The sequence below is a fragment of the Sphingomonas naphthae genome (assembly GCF_028607085.1).
Taxonomy (GTDB): Bacteria; Pseudomonadota; Alphaproteobacteria; order Sphingomonadales; family Sphingomonadaceae; genus Sphingomonas_Q; species Sphingomonas_Q naphthae.
In genome coordinates this window covers 1,308,540-1,335,299 of sequence record NZ_CP117411.1, presented here as the reverse complement: position 1 = coordinate 1,335,299, position 26,760 = coordinate 1,308,540, and the positions used below count along the sequence as shown (strand labels likewise).

Annotated in this window: 23 protein-coding genes; 7 read left to right on the top strand and 16 right to left on the bottom strand. The window is 69.3% G+C overall.

Features of this window, described 5'->3' with window-relative positions:
* Positions 1-4: 4 nt before the first annotated feature.
* A complete protein-coding gene (locus tag PQ455_RS06285) occupies positions 5-2,257 on the bottom strand; it encodes a ribonuclease R family protein (protein WP_273690186.1) in 2,253 nt (750 codons plus the stop codon).
* 113 nt (positions 2,258-2,370) lie between these two features.
* On the opposite strand from PQ455_RS06285, the gene PQ455_RS06280 reads away from it, so the two are divergent.
* Positions 2,371-2,922, top strand: a complete 552-nt coding sequence (locus PQ455_RS06280) for an NADPH-dependent FMN reductase (protein WP_273691273.1) — start codon at positions 2,371-2,373, stop codon at positions 2,920-2,922.
* Positions 2,923-2,929: 7 nt separating this feature from the next.
* Here the strand turns inward: PQ455_RS06280 and PQ455_RS06275 are convergent, their stop codons facing one another.
* The 9 genes from PQ455_RS06275 to tkt form a co-directional block, all read right to left on the bottom strand.
* Positions 2,930-3,307, bottom strand: a complete 378-nt coding sequence (locus PQ455_RS06275) for a VOC family protein (protein ID WP_273690185.1) — start codon at positions 3,305-3,307, stop codon at positions 2,930-2,932.
* An 86-nt stretch (positions 3,308-3,393) separates the two neighbouring features.
* Positions 3,394-4,749: a serine hydrolase domain-containing protein gene (locus tag PQ455_RS06270; protein WP_273690184.1), complete on the bottom strand. Its 1,356-nt coding sequence runs from the start codon at positions 4,747-4,749 to the stop codon at positions 3,394-3,396.
* A 115-nt stretch (positions 4,750-4,864) separates the two neighbouring features.
* The gene (locus PQ455_RS06265; protein ID WP_273690182.1) at positions 4,865-5,269 is read right to left on the bottom strand and encodes a putative quinol monooxygenase; all 405 of its coding nucleotides are present in this window, start codon (positions 5,267-5,269) and stop codon (positions 4,865-4,867) included.
* Positions 5,270-5,274: 5 nt separating this feature from the next.
* Complete coding sequence (locus tag PQ455_RS06260; protein WP_273690180.1) at positions 5,275-6,171, bottom strand: fructose bisphosphate aldolase; 897 nt, start codon at positions 6,169-6,171, stop codon at positions 5,275-5,277.
* Positions 6,172-6,201: 30 nt separating this feature from the next.
* A complete protein-coding gene (locus tag PQ455_RS06255; protein WP_273690179.1) occupies positions 6,202-6,624 on the bottom strand; it encodes a VOC family protein in 423 nt (140 codons plus the stop codon).
* Entirely contained in the window at positions 6,621-7,817 is a 1,197-nt protein-coding gene (locus tag PQ455_RS06250) for a phosphoglycerate kinase (protein WP_273690177.1), read from the bottom strand. The genes PQ455_RS06255 and PQ455_RS06250 overlap by 4 nt, the downstream gene beginning before the upstream one ends.
* Positions 7,795-8,277, bottom strand: coding sequence for an MOSC domain-containing protein (locus PQ455_RS06245; protein ID WP_273690174.1), 483 nt, complete (start codon positions 8,275-8,277; stop codon positions 7,795-7,797). The genes PQ455_RS06250 and PQ455_RS06245 overlap by 23 nt, the downstream gene beginning before the upstream one ends.
* Positions 8,278-8,281: 4 nt before the next feature.
* On the bottom strand, positions 8,282-9,289 hold the full coding sequence (gene gap, locus PQ455_RS06240) for a type I glyceraldehyde-3-phosphate dehydrogenase (RefSeq protein ID WP_273690173.1): 1,008 nt from the start codon (positions 9,287-9,289) through the stop codon (positions 8,282-8,284).
* A gap of 16 nt (positions 9,290-9,305) precedes the next feature.
* Entirely contained in the window at positions 9,306-11,270 is a 1,965-nt protein-coding gene (tkt, locus tag PQ455_RS06235) for a transketolase (RefSeq protein WP_273690171.1), read from the bottom strand.
* Positions 11,271-11,480: 210 nt separating this feature from the next.
* On the opposite strand from tkt, the gene PQ455_RS06230 reads away from it, so the two are divergent.
* Positions 11,481-11,711, top strand: a complete 231-nt coding sequence (locus tag PQ455_RS06230; protein ID WP_273690170.1) for a hypothetical protein — start codon at positions 11,481-11,483, stop codon at positions 11,709-11,711.
* The gene (locus PQ455_RS06225) at positions 11,711-12,046 is read left to right on the top strand and encodes a cell division protein ZapA (protein ID WP_273690168.1); all 336 of its coding nucleotides are present in this window, start codon (positions 11,711-11,713) and stop codon (positions 12,044-12,046) included. Before PQ455_RS06230 ends, PQ455_RS06225 begins: the two co-directional genes overlap by 1 nt.
* A gap of 89 nt (positions 12,047-12,135) precedes the next feature.
* Here PQ455_RS06225 and PQ455_RS06220 read toward each other — a convergent pair whose 3' ends face one another.
* The 4 genes from PQ455_RS06220 to PQ455_RS06205 form a co-directional block, all read right to left on the bottom strand.
* Positions 12,136-12,843: an N-formylglutamate amidohydrolase gene (locus tag PQ455_RS06220; RefSeq protein ID WP_273690167.1), complete on the bottom strand. Its 708-nt coding sequence runs from the start codon at positions 12,841-12,843 to the stop codon at positions 12,136-12,138.
* Positions 12,844-13,006: 163 nt separating this feature from the next.
* Positions 13,007-13,870, bottom strand: coding sequence for a 4-(cytidine 5'-diphospho)-2-C-methyl-D-erythritol kinase (locus tag PQ455_RS06215; RefSeq protein WP_273690166.1), 864 nt, complete (start codon positions 13,868-13,870; stop codon positions 13,007-13,009).
* On the bottom strand, positions 13,867-15,597 hold the full coding sequence (locus PQ455_RS06210; protein ID WP_273690164.1) for a tetratricopeptide repeat protein: 1,731 nt from the start codon (positions 15,595-15,597) through the stop codon (positions 13,867-13,869). Before PQ455_RS06210 ends, PQ455_RS06215 begins: the two co-directional genes overlap by 4 nt.
* Positions 15,598-15,648: 51 nt before the next feature.
* Complete coding sequence (locus PQ455_RS06205) at positions 15,649-17,286, bottom strand: electron transfer flavoprotein-ubiquinone oxidoreductase (protein ID WP_273690163.1); 1,638 nt, start codon at positions 17,284-17,286, stop codon at positions 15,649-15,651.
* Between the two features lie 138 nt (positions 17,287-17,424).
* Between PQ455_RS06205 and PQ455_RS06200 the strand changes: the two genes are divergently transcribed.
* From PQ455_RS06200 to PQ455_RS06185, 4 genes are all read left to right on the top strand, one after another.
* Entirely contained in the window at positions 17,425-18,117 is a 693-nt protein-coding gene (locus tag PQ455_RS06200) for a uracil-DNA glycosylase family protein (protein WP_273690162.1), read from the top strand.
* The gene (locus tag PQ455_RS06195; protein ID WP_273690160.1) at positions 18,114-19,910 is read left to right on the top strand and encodes a transglycosylase SLT domain-containing protein; all 1,797 of its coding nucleotides are present in this window, start codon (positions 18,114-18,116) and stop codon (positions 19,908-19,910) included. The genes PQ455_RS06200 and PQ455_RS06195 overlap by 4 nt, the downstream gene beginning before the upstream one ends.
* Entirely contained in the window at positions 19,910-20,437 is a 528-nt protein-coding gene (moaB, locus tag PQ455_RS06190; RefSeq protein ID WP_273690159.1) for a molybdenum cofactor biosynthesis protein B, read from the top strand. Before PQ455_RS06195 ends, moaB begins: the two co-directional genes overlap by 1 nt.
* A gap of 155 nt (positions 20,438-20,592) precedes the next feature.
* Positions 20,593-23,808: a hybrid sensor histidine kinase/response regulator gene (locus PQ455_RS06185; RefSeq protein WP_273690157.1), complete on the top strand. Its 3,216-nt coding sequence runs from the start codon at positions 20,593-20,595 to the stop codon at positions 23,806-23,808.
* A gap of 3 nt (positions 23,809-23,811) precedes the next feature.
* Here the strand turns inward: PQ455_RS06185 and PQ455_RS06180 are convergent, their stop codons facing one another.
* Positions 23,812-26,079 carry an NADP-dependent malic enzyme gene (locus PQ455_RS06180; protein ID WP_273690155.1) on the bottom strand — a complete coding sequence of 756 codons (2,268 nt, stop codon included), beginning with the start codon at positions 26,077-26,079 and terminating at the stop codon, positions 23,812-23,814.
* A gap of 129 nt (positions 26,080-26,208) precedes the next feature.
* Positions 26,209-26,742 carry a gamma carbonic anhydrase family protein gene (locus PQ455_RS06175; protein WP_273690153.1) on the bottom strand — a complete coding sequence of 178 codons (534 nt, stop codon included), beginning with the start codon at positions 26,740-26,742 and terminating at the stop codon, positions 26,209-26,211.
* Positions 26,743-26,760 lie beyond the last annotated feature (18 nt).

Sequence of the window (26,760 nt, the reverse complement as noted above, 5' to 3'; positions counted from 1 at the left end):
AGGATCATCGCTTCCCACCCTTGTGCCGTATCCCCGGTGGCCGCCCCCGCCGCCCGACCGGCCGGCGATCCTTGCCGCCGCGCCGCATCGGCATGTGGTTCGCGCCCTCCGGCAGCTCGAAGCGCAGCGCGCCGCTGATCGGGTTGGCCTCCACCAGCCGGAGCTCCAGCGTCTGCCCGGTGGCATAGCGGTCGCCGGTCTGCTCGCCCTCCAGCGCGCGGGCGGCCTCGTCGTAGCGGAAGCGTTCGATGCCCAGGGTCGAGACCGGCACGAGGCCGTCGCCGCCCAGCCCCTCCACCGTGGCGAAGAAGCCGAACTCGCGCACGCCGGTGATCCGCGTCGTCATCACCTCGCCCACGCGGGTCGAGAGGAAGGCGGCGACGTAGCGGTCGATCGTCTCGCGCTCGGCCTCCATCGCGCGGCGCTCGGCGGCCGAGATCGTCTGGCCGATCCGGTCCATCGCGCCGGCATCCTCCTCGCTCAGCGTGGTCTTGGGCTGCGCGGCGGCGACCGAGGGCTTGCCCTGTTCCAGCCCGTAGGCGCCCACCAGCGATCGATGCACCAGCAGATCGGCATAGCGGCGGATCGGGCTGGTGAAATGGGCGTAGCTGCCCAGCGCGAGGCCGAAATGGCCCATGTTGGCCGGGCCGTAATAGGCCTGGGTCTGCGATCGCAGCACCTGTTCCATGATGAGCTGGCGGTCGTCGCTCTCGCCGAGCTTGCCGATGATGGCGTTGAACACCGCCGGCTTGATGACCTGCCCCAGCGCGAAGCTGATGCCGAACGTGTCGAGATACTCCTTCAGCGCGACCAGTTTCTCGCGGCTCGGCACCTCGTGGACGCGGTACATCACCGGCGCCTTCTTGGCCTCCAGCGCCTTGGCCGCAGCCACGTTGGCGGCGATCATATAATCCTCGATCAGCCGGTGGGCATCGAGCCGCTCGCGCGCCGCGACCGACATGATCCGCCCCTTCTCGTCCAGCACCACCCGTCGCTCGGGCAGATCGAGATCGAGCGGCTCGCGCCGGTCGCGCGCCGCCTTCAGCGCCGTCCAGCAGGCCCAGAGCGGGCGCAGGGCGGTTTCGGTCAGCGGATGGGGCATGGTGCCGTCGATCGCGGCCTGCGCGTCCTCATAGGCGATATTGGCCGCCAGCCGCACGACCGCGCGGGTGAAGGACCAGGCCTTGAGATTGCCGTCCGCCCCGATCGTCAGGTGGCAGACAAGCGCGGCGCGATCGACCTCCTCCTTGAGCGAGCAGACGTCGGCCGAAAGGATTTCGGGCAGCATCGGCACGACCCGATCGGGGAAATAGACGCTGTTGCCGCGCCGCCGCGCCTCGCGATCCAGCGCGGAGCCGGGGCGGACGTAGAAGCTGACGTCGGCGATGGCGACCACCGCCTTGAAGCCACCGGGGTTGGCGGGGTCGTCGTCGGGCGCGGCCCATACCGCATCGTCATGGTCGCGCGCGTCGACCGGATCGATCGCGACGATCGGCAGGTGGCGCAGATCCTCGCGCCTGTCGCCCAGCCTGAGCTTCGCGACCGCCTCCGCCTCCTCCAGCGTGCCCTCGCTGAAATGATCGGGAATGCCGAATTTGTGGATCGCGATCAGGCTGAAGCTGCGCGGCTGGAAGGGATCGCCCAGCCGTTCGGTGACCCGCGCGGTGATGCGCGGCGGGCGGCCGGCCTTTTCCGCCAGCACCAGGTCGCCGACCTCGGCCTTGCCCGCGTCGGACACCATCAGCTCGCGCCGCTCGCGCTTGTCGACGGGCTTGAGCCACAGCCGGTCGCCCTCGCGGTGGAGGACGCCCAGCACCAGCTCCTCGCCGCGCGCCAGCTTCTTCATCGGATGGGCGACATAGCCCTGCCCCGCTTCCTCGGTACGCGCCAGGATACGGTCGCCGATGGCGAGCGCCGACTGGCGCTTGCCGCGCTCGATCACGCGCAACTTCGGCGGGGGGCTTTCGGCCTGCCAATTCTCGGGCGTGGCAAAGGCGGTGGCGCCATCGATGTCGACGATCCGCAGCACCGTGACCTTGGGCACCCCGCCCATCTTGTGGAAGGCGCGGCCGGGCGCCGAATCGATCAGCCCCTCGTCGGCCATGTCCTTCAGCAACGCCTTCAGCGCGATCTTGTCGGCGCCGTGCAGGCCGAAAGCCTTGGCCAGCTCGCGTTTGCCCGCCGGCGTATCGCTCTTCGCGATGAAATCGAGGATCTGCTGCCGGCTGGGGAGACCCGGCTTGATGGTGCGCGTCATTGGCCCTTGTCGCCCAGCGCCGGGGCATCCGCAAGTTGCCGTGGCGCGGCCGGCGTGGCAGACAGAAGCGCGTGACCAGCACCCCCTTCATCGTCGGCATCGGCGGCACCACCATGGCCGGCTCCTCCACCGAGACCGCGCTGATGCTCGCGCTGGCCTCGGCCGAGCGACAGGGCGCGGAGACGCGGGCCTTCGGCGCGGCGCACCTCACCGCCCTCCCCCACTACCTCACGCCCGAGCAGCGCGCCTCGGCCGAGGGCAGGGATCTGGTCGAGGCGATCCGCCGCGCCGACGGCGTCATCATCGCCAGCCCCGGCTATCACGGCTCGATCTCCGGCCTGGTCAAGAACGCGCTCGACTATATCGAGGATACCGCCAAGGACGCGCGGGTCTATCTCGACGGCATCCCCGTGGGCCTGATCGTCACCGCCTACGGCTGGCAGGCGACCGGATCGACGCTCGCCACGATGCGCTCGATCGTCCACGCGCTGCGCGGCTTCCCGACCCCGCTGGGCGCCGCGATCAACAGTTCGGGCGGCATCTTCAAGGATGGCGCGTGCAGCGATCCGGGTGCCGCCAACCAGCTCGATCTGGTCGGCCGGCAGGTGGCGGAATTCGCCCGCCTCAGGATGAGCGACCCCAGCGTGACCGAAACGGCGGCCTGAGCGCGCCTCACTTCGAGGCGAAGGTGAGCGCCTCGATCTTGTTGCCATCGGGATCGCGGACGAAGGCGCCGTAGTAATGGTCGTCATACTCCGCGCGAATGCCGGGGGCGCCGTCGCTGCTGCCGCCGTTGGCCATCGCGGCGGCATAGAAAGCATCGACCATCGCGCGATCCTCGGCATCGAAGGCGATGTGGCTGCCGTTACCCACCGTCGCGGGCGCGCCATCGATCGGCCTCTGCACGCTGATAACGAGGTGCCCGCTGCCATAATGGCCCGCCGTATCGTCCGCCTTCATCAATGCCATACCGAGGATCGGTAGCACCGCGTCGTAAAAGGCGCGGCCCTTGGCGATGTCGTTCGTACCGACCGAAACATGGTGGATCATGGCCGGGTTCCTCTCCGTTTCGGGGAAGAACGCGATCGTCAGTAACGGGTTTCCGCCACGCCGCCGGGCGTGACACACCGTCGCACCTACCCCGCCAGGTCCATCCAGTCGTGGCGCGGCAGCTTGTAGACCATGTCGAACAGCTCGAGGGGCAGGCCGGGGGGCTTGGGGCTCTGCGAGTTCCACAGCATCGCGATGCCGGTGCGTAGCGCCGGATCGAACAGGATGAGCGAGCGATAGCCGCTTACCGCGCCGCGATGGCCGACCAGCCGGTGGCCGCGATAGACGTGGTTGCGCCAGCCGAGCGCATAGCGGCCGTCCTCCATCGCGACATCGGCCTGCGCGCGGCTGCGGCGGGCGGTTTCGATGCGCGGCAGGTGGATGGTCCACAACAGTTGCTCGTCGAGGACGTCGTTGCGCATGCCCATCTGCGCCTGCATCCAGCGGCCGAGATCGGCGATCGAGGAATTGACCCCGCCGGCCGCCGGCACGCGATAATAGGCTTCCTTCACCTCCAGCGTGCGCTGGCCGATGTGCGGGCGCGCCCAGCTTCGGGCGCTCACCAGCCCCTCGCGCGTGGTGCTGGCGCTTTTCATGCCGAGCGGCAGGAACAGCGACTGGCGGACGGCATCGCCATAATCCACGCCGGTCGCCTTTTGCACCACCTCGCTCGCGGCATCGTAGGCGACATTCTGGTACGTCCAGCACTGGCCGGGGCGGCAGAAGCGATCGAGCCCGCCCAGCATCGTGCGGATGGCGCGCGGATCCTCATTGTCCTCCAATTTGTCGTCATAGGCATTCTTCACGATGCCGAGGCGCTGGGAGAGCAATTGGGTGACGGTGGCGACATTCTGGTCGTCGCCGGGCAGCTTCAGCGACGAGGACCAGCGCGAGACAGGATCGGACAGGCTGAGCTTGCCCTCCTCCGCCAGCTTGGCGACCATCGTCGCGGCGACGCCCTTGGAGACCGACGCCCAGCGGAACACGGTGTTGGGCGTCACGGCGCCGCTGCCGGGCTCGCCCTCACCGCCGGTCGACCCGAAGCCCTTGAGGTAGCGCACCGCGCCGTCCTCGACGACGACCACGCCCAGCCCGACCATGTCCTTGCGGTTCATGAGCTGGCGGATGCGCCCGTCGAGGAAGGCGATGTCGATCGTGGAGGGATTGGGCGGCAGCGGCGCGCCCGGCGTCACCTGCTGCGGCGCGGGCACGGCGGCGGCGGCGACCGCCGGCAAACGCGGCGCAGTGACGGCGGGCGCCGGCCCGGCCCGGCCGATCGCGACCCGCTCGGGCTCGCTCCCGGCGAAGCGCACGCCGACGGCCAGCACGGCCGCGACGAACAGCATGGCGACGACGATCTCGGCCGCATTGCCCCAGTTGAAGCCGGGGACGGGTGCGGGCGGACGGGACTGGGGGGGCGGGGATTCGGACGCTTCACTCATGGACGATCAGCAGCTTAGCACAGCCACGCGGCGCGCAAGCCCATGAGAGGAGAATGTTTCGCGACCGGACGTGGGGTGCGTGCGGTGAATTTGGCGGCGCCACTGTCAGCCGCGATCAGCGCACCAACCCGTGCCCGCCCACCGGCACCGTCTCCTGCCCCTTGTCGAATCCCGCGATCAGGGGCCGGCCCTTGGCGATCGCCGCCTTCACCGCCGGCAGCGACAGCGACGCGGCGTGGCTCGCCTTGCTGTCCCACACTTCGGTGATCCAGATCGCGTCGGCATCGGCCGGGTCTTTCGCGACGATGTAGCTCAGGCATCCCGGCATCGCGCCGGTGCCTTCCAGCAGAATCGCGATCAGCTGGTCGCGGGTGCCCGGCTTGGCGGTCATCCGGCCGATCAGGCCGTGCATCGGCGTAGCGGCGGTGTGAGTGGCCGCCGCCGCCGCGCCCGAAGAAGATGCCCCGATCGCCGCGGCGGCCAGCGTTCCGGCGAGGAAGCCGCGGCGATCGGGGGTCATGTCGCTCAGGCCGTCTTGTTGACCGAAGCGTCGTAGATGGCGTCGATCGCCTCGCCCAGCGAGGCGTCGAATTCCTCGTCGGTCATCTGGAAGCGCAGGTCTTCCAGCAGCGCGCGGCTGAAGCTGGCGATCATGCCGGGGTTCTTGGCCAGCTCCACGCAGGCTTCAGGGCGGGCATAGCCGCCCGAAAGTGCCACGACGCGCAACACGCGGGGATGCTCGACCAACGGGGTGTAGAGGCCCGACGTCTCGGGGATCGAGAGCTTGAGCATCACCTTCTCGGTGCCGGGCATCGCATCGAGGCCCTTGAGCAGCTCTTCCAGCAGGATCTGGTCGATCTCGGCGCGCTCGGCGCTCTTGATGTTCACTTCCGGCTCCAGCATCGGCACGAGGCCGCCGGCGAGAACCTGGAGGCCGATCTCGATCTGCTGCTTGACGATCGCGGCGATGCCCTCGCGGTTGGCGAGGTTGATGACCGAGCGCTCCTTGGTGCCGAACACGCCCAGCGCCTTCGACTTGGCGAGCAGCGCGTCCAGCTCCGGCATCGGCTTCATCATCTGCACGCCATTGGCCTCGTCCTCGAGGCCCTTGTCGATCTTGATGAAGGGCACCACGCCCTTGTCGATCAGCGCCTGCGGGGTCGGCTTGCCATCGACCTGCCCGTCCATCGTGCGCTCGAACAGGATCGCGCCCAGCACCTTCTCGCCCGTGAAGGACGGCGAGGTGATGATACGGCTGCGCATGTCGTGGATCAGGCCGTACATGCCCGCCTCGTCCGACCAGGCGCTATCCTCGACGCCATAGCCCTTGAGCGCCTTGGGCGTGGAACCGCCCGACTGGTCGAGCGCGGCGATGAAGCCCTTGCCGCTGCCAACCTTCTCCAACATCGTCGCGTCGCTCATCATCTGGCTCCCTGTTTATCCGTTTGATGTTCAGTGGGTCGCGGGGATGCCCGCCCAGGGCGGCCCCTTGAGTTCGATCGTATTGCCTTCGGGATCGTCGAGATAGAGCGAAGGGCCGTTGCCCTCCGCGCCATAGCGCATCCCGATCTGCGTCTCGATGCCGTGGCCGCGCAGTTCCTCGACGATCGCCGGGCCGTCCCATGGCAGGACGCGGAAGCAGACATGGTCGAGGTTGCGGCCCTCGGCGCCGGGCGCGGCGCCACCCTTGCGGCCGGCCGGGCCGTCTACGGGCACGAGATCGATCAGCGCCTCGCCGACCCGAAGCTGGTAGAGGCCGAACGCCTCCTGATGCTTTTCGAAGCGGGCGCCCAGCACATCGATGTAGAAACGCGCCATCACCTCCAGGTTGGTCACCCGGAGGACGATGTGATCGATGGCGCGGATCGTAATCAAGCCGTGAGGGCTGCCACGCCGGGAAGCTCGCGGCCTTCCATCCATTCCAGGAAGGCGCCGCCGGCGGTGGAGACGAAGGTGAGGTCGTCCGCCACGCCCGCGACGTTCACCGCCGCCACCGTATCGCCGCCACCCGCGACCGAGACGAGGCTGCCCGTCTTGGTCAGCGCCGCCGTGGTGCGCGCCAGCGCCATCGTGGCGGTATCGAACGGCGCCATCTCGAACGCGCCGAGCGGGCCGTTCCAGACGAGCGTCCGACAGGTCTTGAGCGCGTCGGCGATCTGCTCGCTGGCGGCGGGGCCGCAATCGAGGATCATTTCGTCGGCCGCGACCTCGTGCACGTTGATCGTGCGGACCGGCGGGTTGGCGCGGAATTCCTTCGAGACCACCACATCGTAAGGCAGGTGGACGATGCAGTCGGCCTTGTCCGCCGCGTCGAGGATTTCGAGCGCGGTGTCCTTCAGGTCGTGCTCGCACAGCGACTTGCCCACATCCACGCCGCGCGCGGCGAGGAAGGTGTTGGCCATGCCCCCGCCGATCACCAGATGATCGACCTTGGTGACCATCTGCTTGAGGACGTCCAGCTTGGTCGAGACCTTGGCGCCACCGACCACCGCCATCACCGGATGCTCGGGCTTGCCGAGCGCCTTTTCCAGCGCCTCCAGCTCGGCCTGCATCGATCGGCCTGCATAGGCCGGCAGGCGGTGGGCGAGGCCCTCGGTCGAGACATGGGCGCGGTGCGCGGCGGAGAAAGCGTCGTTGACGTAGAGATCGCCGAGCTTCGCCATCTCGTCGGCCAGCGCGGGATCGTTCTTCTCCTCGCCCTTGTGGAAGCGGGTGTTTTCGAGGAGCGCGATATCGCCCGGCTTGAGCGTGGCGATGGCGGCGGCGGCATCCTCGCCGACGCAATCGTCGATGAAGCGCACCTCGCGGCCCAGCACCGCCTCCAGCGGCCGGGTGACCATGGCGAGGCTCATGTCGGGCTTGCGCTCGCCCTTGGGCCGGCCGAAGTGAGCGAGGACGAGGACGATCGCGCCCTTGTCGGACAGTTCGGCGATCGTCGGCGCGGCGGCGCGCAGGCGGGTGTCGTCGGTGACGGTGGCGCCGTCCATCGGCACGTTCAGATCCTCGCGGACAAGCACCTTCCTGCCCGTCACGTCGCCGATATCGTCAAGCGTCTTGAAGCTGGTCATGCCATTCGATCTCCACTCGGTCGCCCAAGGCGATCGGCCCGTCGGCGATCACCCGCGTCGTTATTCCGCCGCGCCAGTCCGGCGTCAGCACCGCTTTCAGGCCGGGGGCGATCGTGTCCATCCGGCTGCACGGATCGCATTCGCCGGTGACTTCCAGCACCACGCCGCCCGCGAAGCGCAACAGGGTGCCGGTCACGCGCGGAAGGGCCAGCCCCTCCACCAGCAGATTGACCCGGCGCACCTGCCATTCCAGTGGCACGCCGAGTTCCCGAACCGCCGCCAGCCAATCGGCCGCCGCCATCACGGTCACCTGCCGCTTGCGCTTGCTGCCGGGCTTGGCGGCGCCGCGAAAATCGCCGACGACGCCGAGCGCGGTCGTCACCTCGGCATGGTCGAGCGTCTCCATCTCACCACGCGGCCGATCGTGCCGCGCGATGCCGATGAGACGCCCTTCCACCATCTGCTTAGAGCAGGCCCGCCATCACGCCGGCCGTATCGACCATGCGGTTGGAGAAGCCCCATTCGTTATCGTACCAGCTCAGCACGCGCACCAGCTTGCCCTCGAGGACGGCCGTTTCCAGGCTGTCGACCGACGACGAATGCGGGTTGCCCATGAAGTCGATCGAGACGAGCGGATCGGTGACATATTCCAGCACGCCCTTGAGCGGGCCGCTTTCCGACGCGGCCTTCAGCGCGGCGTTGACTTCCTCGACGCTGGTGTCGCGCTTCGGGGTGAAGGTCAGGTCCACCACCGACACGTCCGGGGTCGGCACGCGGATCGACGAGCCGTCGAGCTTGCCCTTCAGCTCCGGCAGCACCTCGCCGACGGCGCGGGCGGCGCCCGTGGTCGTCGGGATCATCGACATGGCGGCGGCGCGCGCCCGGCGCATGTCGCTGTGGATCTGGTCGAGGATGCGCTGGTCGTTGGTGTAGCTGTGGATCGTGGTCATCAGGCCGCGCTCGATGCCGATCACGTCGTTCAGCACCTTGGCGATCGGCGCCAGGCAGTTGGTGGTGCAGGACGCGTTGGACACGATCGTGTGCTCGGCCGTCAGCTTGTCGTGGTTGACGCCGAACACGACGGTCAGGTCGACATTCTTGGCGGGCGCCGAGATCAGCACCTTCTTGGCGCCGGCGGTCAGATGCTTGCCGGCCGAATCCTTGTCGGTGAAGAAGCCGGTGCATTCCAGCGCGATATCGATGCCGTCGGCGGCGTGCGGCAGGTTGGCGGGATCGCGCTCGGCGGTCACCTTGATGCGCTTGCCGTCCACGACGAGATCGGTGCCGTCGGCATAGACCTCACCCTTCCAGGCGCCGTGGACGCTATCGCGCTTGAACAGCAGCGCGTTCGACTTGGCATCGCCCAGATCGTTGATCGCGACGAGATCCAGGCCGCAATCCGGGCGCGACAGGATGGCGCGGGCGACGAGGCGCCCGATGCGACCGAAACCGTTGATGGCAACCTTCGTCATGTCGTCTTGTCTCCCGTCAGTTGCTGAGCGCCGCGATGATCTGCGGCGCGATTTGGTCGGCGGTCAGGCCGAAATGCTTGTAAAGGTCGGGCGCGGGCGCGGAGGCGCCGAAGCCGTCGAGGCCGAAGCGCAGGCCGTCGATGCCGACATAGCGCTCCCAGCCGATCGTGGTCCCCGCCTCGATCGAGACCTTGAGCACGTCGCCCGGCAGCACCTCGGCGCGATAGGCGCGGTCCTGCGCGTCGAAGCGGCTCCACGAGGGCAGCGAGACGACGTCGGCGCCGATGCCCTCGGCTTCGAGCTTGTCTGCCACCGCGAGCGCGATCTCGACTTCGGAGCCGGTCGCGACGATCGCGACCTTGCGGCCGGCGGTCGCGGCGCGCAGGCGGTAGCCGCCCCTGGCCGAGAGATTGCCGCCCTCGGCGCGCACCTGCGGCAGATTCTGGCGGCTGAGCGCCAGCAGGGAGGGACCGCGGTCGTTCTTCAGCGCCAGCTCCCAACATTCCGCCGTCTCGATCGTGTCGCACGGGCGCATCACGTCGAGATTGGGGATCAGGCGCAGCGACATGACATGCTCGACCGGCTGATGGGTCGGGCCGTCCTCGCCCAGACCGATCGAATCATGCGTCATCACATAAACGACGCGCGCCTCCTGAAGCGCCGACAGGCGGATCGCCGGGCGGGCGTAATCCGAGAAGACGAGGAAGGTGCCGCCATAAGGGATCACGCCGCCATGCAGCGCGAGGCCGTTCATCGCGCAGCCCATGCCGAACTCGCGGATGCCATAATGGACGTAGCGGCCGGCATAGTCGCTGCCGTCGAGCGGCTTCAGGCCCTTGGTGTTGGTGTTGTTCGAGGGCGTCAGATCGGCCGAACCACCGATCGTCTCGGGCAAGGCGACGTTGATCGCCTCCAGCGCCATCTGCGAGGCGACGCGGGTGGCAACCTTCTTCGGCTCCGCGAGCAGCCCGGCGATATAGCCGTCGAGCGAGAAATCGGCGGGAAGCTCCCCCGCCATGCGCCGCGTGAACTCACCCTTGTCGAGCGACTTTTCGAGCCGCGCGTCCCACGCCTTGCGATCCTCGGCCGAACGCTGCCCGGCGTGCGCCCAGGCTTCGGTGACGGCTTCGGGCAGATCGAACGCCGGGTTCATCCACTGGAGAACCTGGCGGGTGGCGGCCACTTCCTCGGCGCCCAGCGGCGAGCCGTGGACCGAATGGGTGCCCTGCTTGTTGGGCGCCCCGAAGCCGATGACGGTGCGACACGCGATCAGCGACGGGCGCGGATCGGCCAGCGCCTCCTCGATCGCGCGGGCCACGTCGGTCGCATCATGGCCGTCGCATGACACGGTATGCCAGCCGCTCGCGTCGTAGCGGCCCTTCACATCCTCGCTGGTGGAAAGCGAGGTGGGGCCGTCGATCGTGATGCGATTGTCGTCCCACAGCACGATCAGCCGGCCGAGCTTCAGATGGCCGGCCAGGCCGACCGCCTCATGGTTGATGCCTTCCATCAGGCAGCCGTCGCCGGCGATCACCCAGGTGCGGTGATCGACCAGATCGTCGCCATAGGTGGCGTTCAGATGGCGCTCGGCGATGGCCATGCCGACGGCGGTGGCGAAGCCCGAACCCAGCGGGCCGGTGGTCGCCTCGACGCCCGGGATCTCGAAATTCTCGGGGTGGCCGGCGCAGGGGCTTCCCAACTGGCGGAAACGGCGGATGTCATCCAGCGTGGGGCTGGCATAACCGGTCAGGTGGAGCAGCGAATAGATCAGCATCGATCCGTGCCCCGCCGACAGCACGAAGCGGTCGCGGTCCGCCCATTTCGGGTCGGTCGGGTCGTGGCGGAGGTAGTGGGTGAACAGGGTGGTCGCGACATCGGCCATGCCCATCGGCATGCCGGGATGCCCCGAATTGGCGGCTTGGACGGCATCCATCGACAGAGCCCGAACGGCATTGGCGAGCTGAGCAGGAGCGACGGTCATGAAAGTCCTTGAACAGACGAAGTGACGCGGCCGCCGCCCCACGAGTCGAAAGACATTGTGCGCCGCCGCGCGGTCCCTTTGCGTTGCGTCGTCGGAGGCGTCAACCAGCGCGCAGATATGACACCGGTGACATGAGCGTCGTGAGACGCTTCGCCCATGTTGTGCGGTGCGATGCGTTGCCAATGTCCGCCGCCATGCTATTCCCCGGCGATGGCCGACGACAAAGCCCTTGACGCCATGCGGCGAATCGACGCCGCCCTCGCCCGGATCGAGGCGGAGATCGACCAGCCGCCGCCCGCCGGCGGGCTCGGCGCGGCCTATGCGATCCTGGAGGACCAGCATGAGCGGATGCGCGACGGCATCCGCCAGATCATCATCGGCCTCGATGCGATGATCGGCGAGGACGCGGATGCGTCGGGCGCCGAAGGGGTCGCCGGCTGATGGCGCAGGTGGACCTCAAGATCGCCGGCCGCACCTACGAGATCGCCTGCCGCGACGGGGAGGAAACGCATCTGACCGCGCTCGCCGCGATCGTCGACCAGAAGGCCAGTCAGGCTGGACGCGCTGTAGGCGGCGTCAACGAGGCGCGGCAATTGCTCCTCGCCTCGCTGCTGCTGGCCGATGAGCTTAACGACCTGCGCAAAGGCGTTCCCGCGCCGACCCCGACCACCGAACCGGGCGAACAAAACTGGCCCGGTCTCGCACCGTTGCTCGACGAACTGGCCGAGCGGCTGGAAAAGATCGCGGCGGGGCTGGCAACGCGCCGCCCGGTCTGAACCCTTCCGTGCTCCTGCGAAGGCAGGAGCCTAGGGTTACAGAGGGAATCGCTTGAGACCCTGGGCTCCTGCCTTCGCAGGAGCACGGCTCAGCCCGAAAGCCCCACCCGCGTCGCCTCGATCACCGGCCTCAGCCGCGCCGCCCATTGCGCGACGCCCTCGGATTCGCCGATCAGATCCTGCCGCACCTCGAAGCCGAGATAGGGAATGCCGTTCCCCTCGGCATGGCGGTTCATCGTCGCGTTGAGGATCTTGCCCGAATAGGGTTCGTTGTCGCCGGTAACGATCCCGGCGGCGCGGAGCAGGGGGATGGCGATGCGGGGCGCGCGTTCGTCCTGATTGTAGAGCACGCCCACCTGCCATGGCCGCTTCTCCCCGGGCCGCGAGCGCAGGCCGGGGGTGAAGCTGTGGAGCGAGACGATCAGCGCCGGGCGCATGGCGGCGATGCGGGCGGCGAGATGGTCGTGATAGGGCCGCCACCAGCGGGTGATGCGATCGGCGACGTCCGCATCGATGTTGCCGGGGATCGTGTGGCCATCGCTTTCGGTGGGCACGAGGCCGGGCGAATCCGCCTCGCGGTTGAGATCGATGACGAGGCGGGAGACGCCGCCGAGGATCGCGGGATAGCCGAGCGCGCGGGCGACATCGGCCACACCGATATCGATCGCGACATGTTCGTGCATCAGTTCGGGCGGAACGCCGAGATCGACGCCCTCGGGAACAATGGCGGAGGCGTGGTCGGCGATCAGGAGGATGCCGGTGGTGTCGTTACCGGGCAGCTCTGTCCAGGGGATCACGCCACCCTCCCCCGTTCGCCCTGAGCGCAGTCGAAGGGCGTGGCCCAAGCGCGTGGCTCTCCCCGTGCTTCGACTTCATGCCCTGCATGACGTTTATCCTGAGCGCCTGCCTTGCAGGCAGTCGAAGGGCTCAGCACGAACGGTGGTTGGGGGGTGAGCGATGTCACCGCAACCGGCTCGCCATCAGCCACCAGCCCGGCTCGGCCACACCGATCGCCTCCGCCGCCGCGTTGCGCGCCTCGGTGCCGTCGAACAGCGCGAAGCAGGTCGCGCCCGAACCCGACATGCGGGCGAGGGTCACGCCCTCCTGCCCGCCTAGCAAGGCCAGCACGCGGGCGATCTCGGGCTCGATCGCCAGCGCGGGCGGCTCCAGATCGTTGCGCCCGGCCAGCGCCACCGCCAGCGGATCGCCCTCGCCCAGCGCGCCGCGATCCACCTGATCCCAGCCCTTGAACACCGCCCCCGTCGAAACGGGCTTGAGCGGGTTCACCAGCAGCAATGCCAGCCCGCCGAGCGTATCGCCCGCGATCGACATCAGTTCGTCGCCCCGGCCCGTGCCGCGCTGCGCCACAGAGGCGATGCAGGCGGGCACGTCCGCGCCCAGCCCGGCGGCGATGTCCATCACCTCGGCGACCGCCACCCCGCCCCGCCGGCACAACAAGCGTAGCGCCGCCGCCGCGTCCGCCGATCCACCGCCGATGCCCGACGCCACCGGCAGAGTCTTCTCCAGGGTGAAGGCCGCCCCTCCCCCACCGAACCGGGCAAGGAAGCGATCGGCCGCGCGGGTGACGAGATTGTCGCTTTCCCCCGCCAGCCCGGCGGCGAACGGCCCCTCGATCGCCAGCGACACGCCCTCGCCATCGTTCAGGATCAGCCGGTCACCATCCTCGGCGAAGGCGAAGATCGTCTCGATCGCATGATAGCCGTCCGCCGCGCGATGGCGGACGTGGAGCGCGAGGTTGATCTTGGCGTAGCCCGTCTCGATCAGCGGGCCGGTCTCGGCATCGGTCACGGCGGGCGCGCTCAAGGCGCCGCCGTCTGGGTGGTGAGGCCGGTGTCGATCTTCTCGCGCAGCCGCTTGGCGGATGCCTCCTCGGCCACGATCAGCGCGGCATGCCACGAATAGCGCGCCTCATAGCGCCGGCCCGCGCGCCAGTATGCGTCGCCGAGATGCTCGTTGATCGTCGATTGCGCCGGATCGCCCTTCGCCGCTTTCTCCAGCGCGTCGATCGCCCTGGGCAGATCGCCGGTGAGGTAATAGCTCCAGCCGAGCGAATCCGTGATCGAGGGATCGTCCGGGCGCAAGGCGCTCGCCCGCTCGACCATCTTGCGCGCCTCGGTGACATTCTCGCGCTTTTCGAGCTGGGCATAGCCGAGATAGTTCAGCACCACCGCTTGCTCGGGCGCGAGGGCGAGCGCGCGCGACAGCGCCGCCTTGCCACCGGCCCAGTCGCCCGCCCGATCGAGCGCGCCGCCCTGCAACAGCAGGATCGGCCACAGATCGTCGCCCTGCCGCCCCTGCCCTTCGGCAAGACCGAGCGCCTTGGTGTAAGCGTCGGCCGCCTCGCGATGGCGCTCCAGTTCGGAATAAAGATCGCCCAGGCTCAGCCAGTCGTCGGTCGTCGCCTGCCGCTGGACGACGCGCGCCTGCGCCGTCGCCAACGCGCCCGCCTTGTCGTCGGTCGCGACCATCAGCCGCAGGCGGAGCGCGGCCACCGTATCGGCGAACACGTCGTCCGGCCGCACGTTGCCGAGCGCGGCCAGCGCCGCCTGCGGCCGGCCGGCCTGGTTGAGCACTTCGCTCGCCGTGAGCCAGGTGATGGCGTTGGCCGGCGCGGCGAAGGTGGCGATGCGGGCGAGCGCGATCGACACCGGCGTCACCCGCTGGCGGTTCACGTCGGCGGCCATGCGCGCGAGCAGATCGGCGATGCCGTCGGCGGCGGTATAGGTGGGCGGCAGCAGCGCCTGCCCCGCCGCGATGCGGGCGCGCGCGGCGGCCATCGCCGGCTCGTCGCCCGCCACCAGCGCAAGCGCCTCGTCACGGCGGCCCTTGCGCGCCAGCGCCGAGGCGGCGAGCAGGCGGATGCGCACCGGCAGGCCGGCCGCCTGCAACTCGCGCACCAGCGCCACGCCCTCGTCCAGCTTGCCCATCGCCAGCAACATCGCCGCGCGATGTTCGGGGGCGTAGGGCGTCGGCGTCTGCTGCGCGGGCACGACATTGGTGGGCGCCGCCTTGGGATTTTCCGACAGCGAGGAGGGATCGGGCACCGCCGGCAGCGGCCCCAGCAAGGCGAGCGGATCGCCCTGCTTCGATCCATAAACGATCCATGCGCGGACCACCGGCAGGACGAGCGAGAAAACCTCCTTCTCCAGCAGATTCGCCGCGACGTTGGCCGTCACCCAGTCGCGATTGGTCACGGCATCCGCCAGGATCAACACACGACCGTCGGCGGGCATCTTGCCGGCGGCGTCGAGCGTCTTGAGCGCGCGCAGCGCCAGCGCCTTGTCGCCGGCGGCGATGGCGGCGCGATAGGCACGCAGCGCGATATCCTCCTCGCCCGGCGCCATCGCGAGCGCGGCGGCATAGCCCGCCGCCGATGCCTGCAACTCGCCCCGCACGTCGGCGGCGCGCGCCCGCACATAGGCGGACGCCGCGACCGACGAGGCATCGACGGTGGCGTTGGCCGCCTGCGCCGGCGCCATCAGCCCCGGCACGACGAGGGCCATCGCGATCGTCAGGCTCTTGACCGGCATTCTCGCTCCTTCACACGCCCCGGACCGGACGGGCCCAAGGCGGCGCGACCCTCACATATTGGGATAGTTCGGTCCACCCCCGCCCTCGGGCACGACCCAGCGGATGTTCTGGGTGGGATCCTTGATGTCGCAGGTCTTGCAGTGGACGCAATTCTGCGCGTTGATCTGGAGGCGCGGCTCGTCCACCTCCTGCCCGACGATCTCGTACACGCCCGCCGGGCAGTAACGCTGCTCGGGCGCGTCGTAGAGCGCGAGGTTCACGTCGACCGGCACCGACGCGTCCTTCAGGGTCAGATGGACCGGCTGATCCTCCTCATGATTGGTGTTCGACAGGAACACCGATGAGAGGCGGTCGAAGCTGATCTTCCCGTCGGGCTTGGGATAGTCGATCGGCTTGACCATGTCCTTGCGCCACATCCCCTCATTGTCGCGGTGATGCTTGAAGGTCCACGGCAGCGTGATGCCGATATGGTGCGCCCACATGTCGAACCCGGCATAGAGCGTGCCGGCCAGTGCGCCGAATTTCGCGAGCGCCGGCTCGGCATTGCGCACCGTCTTGAGTTCCTTGACGATCCAGCTCGCATGGAGCGCCTCGCCATAGGCGACCAGCTCGTCCGCCTCGCGGCCCGCCGCGATCGCCTCCGCCGCCGCTTCGGCCGCCAGCATCCCCGATTTCATCGCGGTATGCGTGCCCTTGATGCGCGGCACGTTGACGAAGCCCGCCGAACAGCCGATCAGCGCGCCGCCCGCGAAGGTGAGCTTGGGGATCGCCTGATACCCCCCCTCGTTGATCGCCCGCGCGCCATAGGAGACGCGGCGCCCGCCCTCGATGATCGCGCGGATCTCCGGGTGCTGCTTCCAGCGCTGGAATTCCTCGAACGGCGAGATGTAGGGGTTCTTGTAGCCGAGCCCGGTGACGAAGCCGAGCGCCACCTGATTATTGGCCTGATGGTAGAGGAAGCCGCCGCCGACCGCATCGTCGAGCGGCCAGCCCTGCGTGTGGATCACCCGGCCGGGGACATGCTTTTCGGGATCGATGTCCCACAATTCCTTGATGCCCAGGCCATAGACCTGCGGCTGGCTGTCCGCCGCCAGGCCATGCAGCGCGATCAGCTCCTTCGACAGATGGCCGCGCACACCCTCGGCGAAGAAGGTATATTTCGCATGGAGTTCCATGCCGGGCATGTGATCGGGCTTGAACTCGCCGTCGCGCGCCACGCCCATGTCGCCGGTGGCGACGCCCTTCACCGAACCGTCGTCGTTCCAGAGGATTTCGGCGGCCGCGAAGCCGGGGAAGATTTCGACGCCGAGATTCTCCGCCTGCCCCGCCAGCCAGCGGCACAGATTGCCCAGGCTGACCGTGTAGGTGCCCTTGTTGTTCATGAAGGGCGGCATCGCGAAATGCGGCAGCGGGTATTTCTTGGTCGGCGTCAGCACCCAATGCTGGTTGTCCGTCACCGGCACGGTCAGCGGGCTGTCCAGATCGCGCCAGTCGGGCAGCAGTTCGTCGAGCGCCTTGGGGTCGATCACCGCGCCCGACAGGATGTGCGCGCCGACTTCGGAGCCCTTTTCCAGCACGCACACGCCGAGATCGGGGTTGATCTGCTTCAGCCGGATCGCCGCCGAAAGACCCGCCGGCCCCGCGCCGACGATCACCACGTCATAGGTCATGCTTTCGCGATCGGACATTCTGCTCTCTCTTTCCCTCGATCCTCCGGTCGTCGCGTGGATCGAACGGCCTGCCTTTGGGGCCGAGCCATTCGATTGACGAAACGCCGCGCTTTGACCCCTCTATAGGCAGGGGTTCGCGCGCGGGGCAATCACGTCGTGTATTCGAAATCGGTGCTGCACAGCGCCTTGCATTGGTGGGAGCTGGCCGGCGTCGATACGCTGGTGGAGGAGGACGTGCGCGATTGGTTCGCGCCGGTTCGCCCGCGCGAGCCCGTGCCCGCCGCCGAAGCCGCCCCCGCGGCACCGGCGCCGGCCGCCCTACCGACGGACCTTGCCGCCTTCCATGAATGGTGGACGAGCGACACCAGCCTGCCCGGTGCCCCGGCCCAGCGGGTCGCGCCATCGGGTGATGCAGCATCCGGCCTGATGCTGCTGATCGACATGCCCGACAGCGCCGATGCCGCCGCCGGCGCGCTCTTCTCGGGCGAGGCCGGGCTGCTGTTCGATCGGATGCTCGCCGCGATCGGCCGTGATCGCCAGTCGGCCTACCTCGCCTCGATCTGGCCGGCCCGCCCCGCCGGCGGCATCGCCGACAAGGCGCACGCCGCACGCCTCGCCGAGATCGCCCTTCACCATATCGCGCTCGCCGCGCCGCGCCGTCTGTTGCTGCTGGGCAAGGGCCCGGTCGAGGCGCTGACCGGGCTCGACGTGGTGCAGGCGCGCGGCCGGCTCCACGATATCGGCGGCGTGCCCGCCGTCGCCACCCATCTGCCCACGCCCGCCTGGCGCGCCGCCGCCAAGGCCGCCGCCTGGGCCGACCTCCTGCTGTTGACGGAAGATTTCGCATGATCCGCCTGAGCCCTGTCTTCTCATCTTGGGCCCTTACGCTGGGCCTCGCGGCCGCCCCCGCGCTCGCCGCGCCCGATGCGGCGGGCGTGCCGACCACGCTCTCCGCCGCGCCGACCGCGCTGGCCACCGTCACGCCGGCGACGATCCTGACCGCCGAGGAAAAGACCGCCTACCGCGCCATCTTCGCCGCGATCCGCGCGAAGGATTGGACCAGCGCCGCCGCCGGTCTGGAGGCCCGCCCCGATGGCCCTCTGAGCGCCGTCGCCCGCGCCGAGCTGATCCTCGCCAAAGGCTCGCCCAAGGCCGAAGTATCCGCGATCACCGCCACCCTCACCCGCGCGCCCGAACTGCCGCAGGCCCCCGCGCTCCTCAAGCTGGCCGCGTCGCGCGGCGCGACCGGCCTGCCGGCACTGCCCGCCCAGCATGATTTCGTGCGCTACGCCGGCGCCTCCAAGCGGGTCGGTGCCAGCCCCACCCGCAGCGATGCCGCCGCCGCGCGGCTCTCGGCCACCGTCACGCCGCTGCTCAAGCAGGACCAGCCCGCCGCCGCCGAGGCGCTCGTCGAGGGCGCCGCCGGATCGCTCACCGCCGAGGCGCTGACCGAATGGCGCCAGCGCGTCGCCTGGGCCTGGTATCAGGTCGGCGACGATGCCGCCGCGCGCCGGGTCGCGACGCTCGCACGGGGCGGCACCGGCGAATGGCTGGCGCAGGCCGATTGGGTCGCCGGCCTCGCCGCGTGGCGCAGCCGCGACTGCGCCGCCGCCGGGGACGCTTTCTCCGCCGTCGCCAGCCATGCGCGCGATGCCGAGACGATGGCCGCCGGCCTCTATTGGGCCGCCCGCGCCGACACCGCCTGCCAGCGGCCCGAGAAGGTGCAGGCCCGCCTGCGCAGCGCCGCGCGCCTGACCGAGACCTTCTACGGCATGCTCGCCGCCGAATCGCTCGGCCTCGCCCGCCCCGCCGCCGACACCGCGACCGCGCTCCGCCTCGCCGACACCCAGCGCATCGCCTCGCTGCCGAACGTCCGCACCGCCGAGGCGCTGGGCGAGATCGGCGAGACCGCGCTCGCCGACCAGCTCGTCCGCCAGCAGGCGCGGATCGGCGCGGCGGCCGATCACGGCCAGCTCCTCGCGCTCGCCGCCAAGCTGCAACTGCCCGCGACGCAGGTGTGGCTGGCGCAGAACGGCCCCTCGGGCGCGACGCTCACCGCCGCCGCGCGCTACCCGGCGCCGGCCTGGGCGCCGGTGTCGGGCTGGCGGGTCGACAAGGCGCTCCTGTTCGCCCACGCGCTTCAGGAATCGCAGTTCCGCGCCGATGCCGTCAGCCCGGCCGGCGCGCGCGGGCTGATGCAGCTGATGCCCGGCACCGCCCGCCTGATCGCCAAAAAGCGCGGCGAGGCGGCGAGCGACCCCAGCCGCCTCAACGACCCGGCCTTCGCCTTTGAATATGGCCAATATTACCTTCAGGACATCGCCGATCGCGGCGGCACGGGCGGGCTGCTGCCCAAGGTGATCGCCGCCTACAACGCCGGCCCCGGCCGCATCCCGGTGTGGAACGCCAACAGCCGCGCCCAGAACGATCCTTTGCTCTATATCGAGAGCATCCCCTATGCCGAGACGCGCGGCTATGTGACCACGGTGATGCGCAATTACTGGATGTACCAGCAGCAGGCGGGCGTCGCGGCGGCGAGCGCGACCGCGCTGACGCAGGGGCTGTGGCCGCGTTTCCCCGGCCTGCCGGGCAAGACCGCGCTGCGCATCGAGGCGGACGGGACCGCGACGGGCACCGACTGATGCCGCTCGACGAGACGCGGGCCTTCCTCCCCGTCCGCATCGCGATCCTCACGGTCTCCGACACCCGCACGCTCGCTGACGACCGATCGGGCGACACGCTGGCGGCGCGGATCACGGACGCCGGTCACATCCTGGCCGACCGCGCCATCGTGCGCGACGACGTGCCGACGATCGCGGCCACGCTGACCGGCTGGATCGACGATCCGGCGGTGGACTGCATCATCACCACCGGCGGCACCGGAGTCACCGGCCGCGACGTGACGCCCGAGGCGTTCGCGCGGGTGTGGGACAAGGAGATCCCCGGCTTCGGCGAACTCTTCCGCTGGCTCAGCTATGCCAAGATCGGCACCTCGACCATCCAGTCCCGCGCCACCGCCGGGGTGGCGCGCGGCACCTATCTCTTCGCGCTACCTGGCTCGACAGGCGCGGTGAAGGACGGGTGGGACGACATCCTCCTGTCCCAGCTCGACAATCGCCACCGCCCCTGCAATTTCGTCGAGCTGATGCCGCGCCTGATGGAGCGGTAAAGGCTCGGCGCAAAAGTTGGCATGGATCAAGTCGGCGGATGACGGCCCGGATCGGCTCGGTTAGGGAAACCTCCTCGATCACTCGCGTTCAGGGCCACGATGCCGCGTTCCCTTGATCCCCGCCCCGCTTCGAAACCCCGCAGGAGCGGTCGCGGATGAGCGACCCGGCCGACCCGCTCTACCCGTTCCTCACCGGGAAGGGCGAACTTGCCGGGCTGATCGCGCGCCATGACTGGGCCGCGACATCGATCGGGCCGATCGAGGGCTGGCCGCCGGCCCTGCGCGCCAACATCGCTTATATCCTGCGCGCGCCGATGCCGTTCGTCACCCTGTGGGGGCCGGACGGGATCATGATCTACAACGATGCCTATGCCGCGTTCGCCGGCACGCGCCATCCACAACTGCTGGGATCGAAGGTGCTGGAGGGCTGGGACGAAGTCGCCGACTTCAACGCCCATGTGATGAAGTCGGTCTATCACGAGGGCGGCACGCTCAGTTACGAGGATCAGGAACTCAGCCTCGATCGCGCCGGCCAGGGGCCGTCGGTCGGCTGGATGACGCTCGATTACTCCCCCGCCATCGACGACGAGGGCCGGGTCATCGGCGTGATCTGCATCGTCGTCGAGACGACCGCCAAGGTCCGCGCCGAACAGCGCATCGCCGGCGAGGGCGAGCGCATCCGCCGCATGTTCGATCAGGCGCCCGGCTTCGCCGCGATCCTCTCCGGCCCCGATCATGTCATCGACAGCGCGAACGCCGCTTACATGCAGCTCGTCGGCCACCGCCCGATCGTCGGCCAGCCGCTGTTGCAGGCGCTGCCCGAGGTGCGCGGACAGGGCTTCGTCGCCATTCTCGATCAGGTCTACGCCACCGGCGAGGCGCATTCGGGGCGGCAGGTGCCGCTGCTGATCCAGCGCGATCCCGGTGCCGAGCCGGAGCTGGCCTATCTCGATTACGCCTATCAGCCGATCCGCGACGAGGATGGGGCCGTCTCCGGTATCTTCGTGAACGGCTATGAGGTGACCGAACTCGTCCAGGCGCAGGAACGGCTGCGGATCGCGCAGGAGGCGGGCCACGTCGGCTCGTTCGAATTCGATCCCGTCACGCGCCGCATGGCCATCACCGACGAATTCTGCCGCCTGTGGGGCATCCCGCTGACGGCCGAGATCACGATGGAGCAGGCGGCCGACGCCGTGCTGGAGGAGGATCGCACCCAGCTCCGCTCGATGCAGGCCGAACTGGACGAGGATTCGCTCGGCTACACCGAATATCGCATCCGCCGGGCCGACACCGGCGAGGAGCGGTGGATCGCCCGCAACGGCCAGGCGGTGAGCGATCCGCATCGCGACCGCCGCCGCTTCGCGGGCGTCGTGTACGACATCACCGAACGCCGCCGGATCGAGGAGCAGTTGCGCATCCTCAACGAGACGCTGGAGCAGAGGGTCGCCCAGCGCACCGCGGAGCGCGACCGCATCTGGCGCCTCTCGACCGACATCATGCTCGTCGCCGATTTCGCCGGCATCATTCACGCGGTCAATCCGGCCTGGACCGAGATGCTCGGCTGGACCGAACAGGAACTGGTCGGCAGCCAGCTGCTCGATCTGGTCCACGACGACGACATCGCCGCCACCTCGGCCGAGATGGACCAGTTGGAGGCCGGCCACCGCACCCTGCGCTTCGCCAACCGATACCGCCACAAGGACGGCGACTATCGCTGGCTGTCGTGGACGGCGGTGCCGCACGCCGATTTGCTCCACGGCGTCGGCCGCGACATCACCCCCGAGCGCGACGCCCAGCGCGCTCTGGAGCAGATGCAGGAGGCGCTGCGCCAATCGCAGAAGATGGAGGCGGTGGGCCAGCTCACCGGCGGTATCGCGCATGATTTCAACAATCTGCTGACCGTGGTGACCGGCAATATCGACATGGCCGGCCGCGCGCTCGACAATGCCGGCGTCACCGAGGCGCGCTCGCGCCGGGCGCTGGCCAATGCGATGAAGGGCGCCGAGCGGGCGGCTTCGCTCACCCAGCGCCTGCTCGCCTTCTCGCGCCGCCAGCCGCTCGCGCCGCGCGCGCTGGATGTCGACCGGCTGGTGCAGGGCATGTCCGAACTGGTCGCCCGCTCGCTCGGCGAAACGGTGCGGCTGGAAATCATCACGGCGCCCGGCCTGTGGCGGATCGAGGCCGATCCCAACCAGCTGGAAAACGCGATCCTCAACCTCGCGGTCAACGCGCGCGACGCCATGCCGGGCGGCGGCCAGCTGGTGATCGAGACCGCCAACGCCCGGCTCGACGAAGCCTATACCGCCTCGCAGGTGGAGGTGGCCCCCGGGCAATATGTCGTGATCGCCGTGACCGACACGGGCGAGGGCATGAGCCGCGAGACGATGGCCCATGTGTTCGAGCCCTTCTTCACCACCAAGGAGGTGGGGCGCGGCACGGGGCTCGGCCTGTCGATGGTCTATGGCTTCGTCAAACAGTCCGGCGGCCATGTGAAGGTCTATTCGGAACTGGGCGTCGGCACGACCGTCAAGATCTACCTCCCCCGCCTGATGGCCGACGCCGATATCGAGATCGAGGCGGCGCCCCCGCCCGATATCGAGGTGAGCCAGCGCTACGAGACGATCCTCGCCGTCGAGGATGACGACGATGTGCGCGCCTATACCGTCGAGAGCCTGCGCGACCTGGGCTATCGCGTGCTGGAGGCGCATGACGGCCCCTCGGCGCTGCGCCTGCTGGAACGGCAGGAAGAGCCGATCGACCTGCTGTTCACCGATGTCGTGATGCCCGGCATGTCGGGCAGCGAACTGGCCGAGGCCGCACGCAAGCTGCAACCGCGCCTGCGCGTGCTCTATACGTCTGGCTACACCCGCGACGCGATCAGCCATGGCGGGCGGCTCGATGCGGGCGTGGAGATGATCGCCAAGCCCTTCACCTATGCGGCGCTCGGCCGCAAGATCCGCGACCAACTCGATGCCGGCCGCACCGGGCGGGTGCTGGTCGTCGCGGCGCGGCCGGTCGAGCGGTTGCAGGCGGTGGAATTTCTGCAAGGCGCGGGCTTTGCGACGGAGCAGGCCGCCACCGTCGCCGAGGCACTCGGTAAGGTCCGCTCGGCGCAGGGGCGCTACGACATGGTCTTCATCGACCAGCAGCTCTCCGACCGGCGCGGCGAGACCCTGCTGGTCGAGGTCCGCGCCCTCCACGCCGATCTGCCGCTCCTCCTCGCCTGCGAGGAGGATGAGAGCGACATTCGGGCGAAGCTGTCGGGCGACGTGTGCGTGGCGGTGTTGCCCAAGCCCTACACGCCCGAACAACTCGCCGCCGCGCTGCGCGACCTGCACGCCCACTGCCTCGGCGCGCGCGGCTGGACCTGAGCCCTACCGGACCGTATCGGCCGCCGCGATCGCGGTGAGGTTGACGATGCCGCGCGCGGTCGTCGTCGGCACCAGCACATGCAGCGGCTGTTCCAGGCCGAGCAGGATCGGCCCGATCGCAAGGCCGCCCGCCGCCGCGCGGAGCGCCGTCAGCGTGATGTTGGCGGCATCGAGATTGGGCATCACCAGCAGATTGGCGGAGCCCGTCAGCGGCGAATCCGGCACCAGCCGCTTGCGCAGCGCATCGGACAGCGCGGCGTCGGCGTGCATCTCGCCATCAACCGGGAAATCCGCCCCGCCGCGCTGGAGCAGCTTCAGCGCCGCCCGCATCTTGCGCGCGCTCGGCGTGTCGGACGCGCCGAAATTGGAATGCGACAGCAACGCCGCCTGCGGCTCGACGCCGAAGCGGCGCATCTCGCTGGCCGCCAGCAGGGTCAGTTCCGCGACCTGCTCGGCATTGGGATCGGGCACCATATGCGTGTCGGCGAAGAAGAGCGCGCCGGCATCGAGGATCAGCGCCGACATGGCATAGACCCGCTTCACGCCCTCGGCCCGCTTGATGATCGGCAGGATGAGGCGCATCTGCCCCCACCATTCGGATTTGCCGCCGACCAGCGCGCCATCGACATGGCCGGTCTTGAGCAGCATCGCCGCCGTGATCGACGGGCGGCGATAGATCTGCCGTTCGGCCTCCTCCACCGTCACGCCGCGCCGGGCGGCGAGGCGCTGATAGGGCTCGACCAGCCCGGCCAGCACCGGGCCGCCGGCGGCCGGATCGACGATCTCGACATCCTGATCCAGCTTCCAGCGCAGGCCGAGTTCGGCGATGCGCTGCTCGACGATCGCCCGCCGCGCGACGATGACCGGCTGGGCCAGCCCCTCGTCCAGCACCGTCTGGATCGCGCGCAGCACGCGCTCGTCCTCGCCCTCGCCATAGGCAATGCGCGGGCGGGCGGCAGACGCCGCCGAGAAGATCGGCATCATCAGCTGGCTCGACCGCCAGGAGCGTTGCTCCAGCGTCTTGCGATAGGCCGCGATGTCGGCGATCGGCCGGCGGGCCACGCCGCTGTCGGCCGCCGCCTTGGCCACCGCCGGCGCGACCTCCAGGATCAGGCGCGGATCGAACGGCGCCGGGATGATATAGTCCGCGCCGAAGCTGGGCGGGCGGCCGCCATAGGCCGACGCCACCGCCTCGTCGGCGGGCAGGCGGGCGAGCGCCGCGATCGCCTCGGCGGCGGCGGCCTTCATCGCCTCGTTGATCTCGGTCGCGCCGGCATCCAGCGCACCCCGGAAGATGAAGGGGAAGCACAGGACGTTGTTGACCTGATTGGGGAAATCGGAGCGTCCCGTCGCGACGATCGCATCCGGCCGCCCCGCCTTCACCACGTCTGGCAGGATTTCGGGATCGGGGTTGGCCAGCGCGAAGATCACGGGCTTTTCCGCCAGCAGCGGCAGCCATTCCGCCTTCAGCACGCCGGGCGCCGAGAGGCCGAGGAAGATGTCGGCACCGGGCAGCACTTCGGGCAGGCTGCGCGCGTCGGTCGGCCGGGCATAACGCGCCATGTTCGGCGGCATCGAGGGATCGCGGCCGGCATGGACCACGCCGTCCTTGTCGGTCAGCGTCACGCTCTCGACCGGCAGGCCCATGGTGACGAGCAGATCGACGCAGGCCAGCGCCGCCGCCCCCGCGCCGGACGTGACCAACTTAGCCTCCGCCAGCGTCTTGCCCTGCAACACCAGAGCGTTGCGCACCGCCGCCGCCACGACGATCGCGGTGCCATGCTGGTCGTCGTGAAAGACCGGGATGTTCATTCGCTCGCGCAGGCGGCGCTCGATCTCGAAACATTCGGGGGCCTTGATATCCTCAAGGTTGATCCCGCCGAAGGTCGGCTCCAGCAGCGCGACCGCCTCGATGAACTTCTCCGGGTCGGTCGTGTCCACCTCGATATCGAACACATCGATATCGGCGAACTTCTTGAAGAGAACGGCCTTGCCCTCCATCACCGGCTTGGAGGCGAGCGCGCCGATCGCGCCGAGGCCCAGCACCGCCGTGCCGTTGGAGATCACCGCGACGAGGTTGCCGCGCGCGGTATAGTCCAGCGCCTTGTCGGGATCGGCGGCGATCTCGATGCAGGGGGCGGCGACGCCGGGCGAATAGGCCAGCGCCAGATCGCGCTGGGTCGCCATGCGCTTGGTCGCCTCGATCGCGAGCTTACCCGGGCGGGGCAGCCGGTGATAATCGAGCGCGGCCTTGCGAATATCCTCGTCCACGGCGGACGGTCCTCCTTGGCGTTTCAATGGGGTGAACGGGGCGGCAATGGTCCGCTCGTTCCGCATCCGCAAGGGCGGATGGGCCGATTTACCGTGTTTTAATGTATCTCTTGCCGCATCGTGGTGCGGTCAGCCGTCGATCCGCTTCAACCCGGCCGCATAGACCCGGCCCCGCGCCGCATAGCCCGCCGCCGACAGCTTCAGCGTCTCGATCGCCTCCGGCGACAGATCGCGCTTCGCCTGCGCCGGCACGCCGACGATCAGGCTGCCGGGCGGGAAGGTCTTGCCCTCCGTCACCAGAGCGCCCGCGCCGACGAGGCTGTCGCGGCCGATCACCGCGCCGTTCAGGATCGTGGCGCCCATGCCGACCAGCACGTTATCGCCCACGGTGCAGCCGTGGAGGATGGCGTGGTGGCCGATGGTGACGCCCTGCCCCACCGTCAGCGGCACCCCCGGATCGGAATGGAGCATCGCCCCTTCCTGCACATTGCTGCGCGCGCCGATCACGATCGGGGTATTGTCGGCGCGGATCACCGCGCCGAACCAGATCGTCACGCCTTCGCCCAGCACCGCATCCCCGATCACATCGGCCGAGGGCGCGACCCACGCCGATCCGTCGGCCGGCAGCGTGGGGCGTTTTCCGTCGATCTCGTAGAGCGGCATGGCGGTTCCGATCGGTTA

What these genes read in the sequence shown, in the direction of transcription:
- PQ455_RS06285 (WP_273690186.1), bottom strand. Translation starts at nt 2,257, where the DNA reads ATGACGCGCACCATCAAGCCGGGTCTCCCCAGCCGGCAGCAGATCCTC.
- PQ455_RS06280 (WP_273691273.1), top strand. Translation starts at nt 2,371, where the DNA reads ATGGCCGGCTCCTCCACCGAGACCGCGCTGATGCTCGCGCTGGCCTCG.
- PQ455_RS06275 (WP_273690185.1), bottom strand. Translation starts at nt 3,307, where the DNA reads ATGATCCACCATGTTTCGGTCGGTACGAACGACATCGCCAAGGGCCGC.
- PQ455_RS06270 (WP_273690184.1), bottom strand. Translation starts at nt 4,749, where the DNA reads ATGAGTGAAGCGTCCGAATCCCCGCCCCCCCAGTCCCGTCCGCCCGCA.
- PQ455_RS06265 (WP_273690182.1), bottom strand. Translation starts at nt 5,269, where the DNA reads ATGACCCCCGATCGCCGCGGCTTCCTCGCCGGAACGCTGGCCGCCGCG.
- PQ455_RS06260 (WP_273690180.1), bottom strand. Translation starts at nt 6,171, where the DNA reads ATGAGCGACGCGACGATGTTGGAGAAGGTTGGCAGCGGCAAGGGCTTC.
- PQ455_RS06250 (WP_273690177.1), bottom strand. Translation starts at nt 7,817, where the DNA reads ATGACCAGCTTCAAGACGCTTGACGATATCGGCGACGTGACGGGCAGG.
- PQ455_RS06245 (WP_273690174.1), bottom strand. Translation starts at nt 8,277, where the DNA reads ATGGTGGAAGGGCGTCTCATCGGCATCGCGCGGCACGATCGGCCGCGT.
- gap (WP_273690173.1), bottom strand. Translation starts at nt 9,289, where the DNA reads ATGACGAAGGTTGCCATCAACGGTTTCGGTCGCATCGGGCGCCTCGTC.
- tkt (WP_273690171.1), bottom strand. Translation starts at nt 11,270, where the DNA reads ATGACCGTCGCTCCTGCTCAGCTCGCCAATGCCGTTCGGGCTCTGTCG.
- PQ455_RS06230 (WP_273690170.1), top strand. Translation starts at nt 11,481, where the DNA reads ATGGCCGACGACAAAGCCCTTGACGCCATGCGGCGAATCGACGCCGCC.
- PQ455_RS06225 (WP_273690168.1), top strand. Translation starts at nt 11,711, where the DNA reads ATGGCGCAGGTGGACCTCAAGATCGCCGGCCGCACCTACGAGATCGCC.
- PQ455_RS06210 (WP_273690164.1), bottom strand. Translation starts at nt 15,597, where the DNA reads ATGCCGGTCAAGAGCCTGACGATCGCGATGGCCCTCGTCGTGCCGGGG.
- PQ455_RS06205 (WP_273690163.1), bottom strand. Translation starts at nt 17,286, where the DNA reads ATGTCCGATCGCGAAAGCATGACCTATGACGTGGTGATCGTCGGCGCG.
- PQ455_RS06195 (WP_273690160.1), top strand. Translation starts at nt 18,114, where the DNA reads ATGATCCGCCTGAGCCCTGTCTTCTCATCTTGGGCCCTTACGCTGGGC.
- moaB (WP_273690159.1), top strand. Translation starts at nt 19,910, where the DNA reads ATGCCGCTCGACGAGACGCGGGCCTTCCTCCCCGTCCGCATCGCGATC.
- PQ455_RS06185 (WP_273690157.1), top strand. Translation starts at nt 20,593, where the DNA reads ATGAGCGACCCGGCCGACCCGCTCTACCCGTTCCTCACCGGGAAGGGC.
- PQ455_RS06175 (WP_273690153.1), bottom strand. Translation starts at nt 26,742, where the DNA reads ATGCCGCTCTACGAGATCGACGGAAAACGCCCCACGCTGCCGGCCGAC.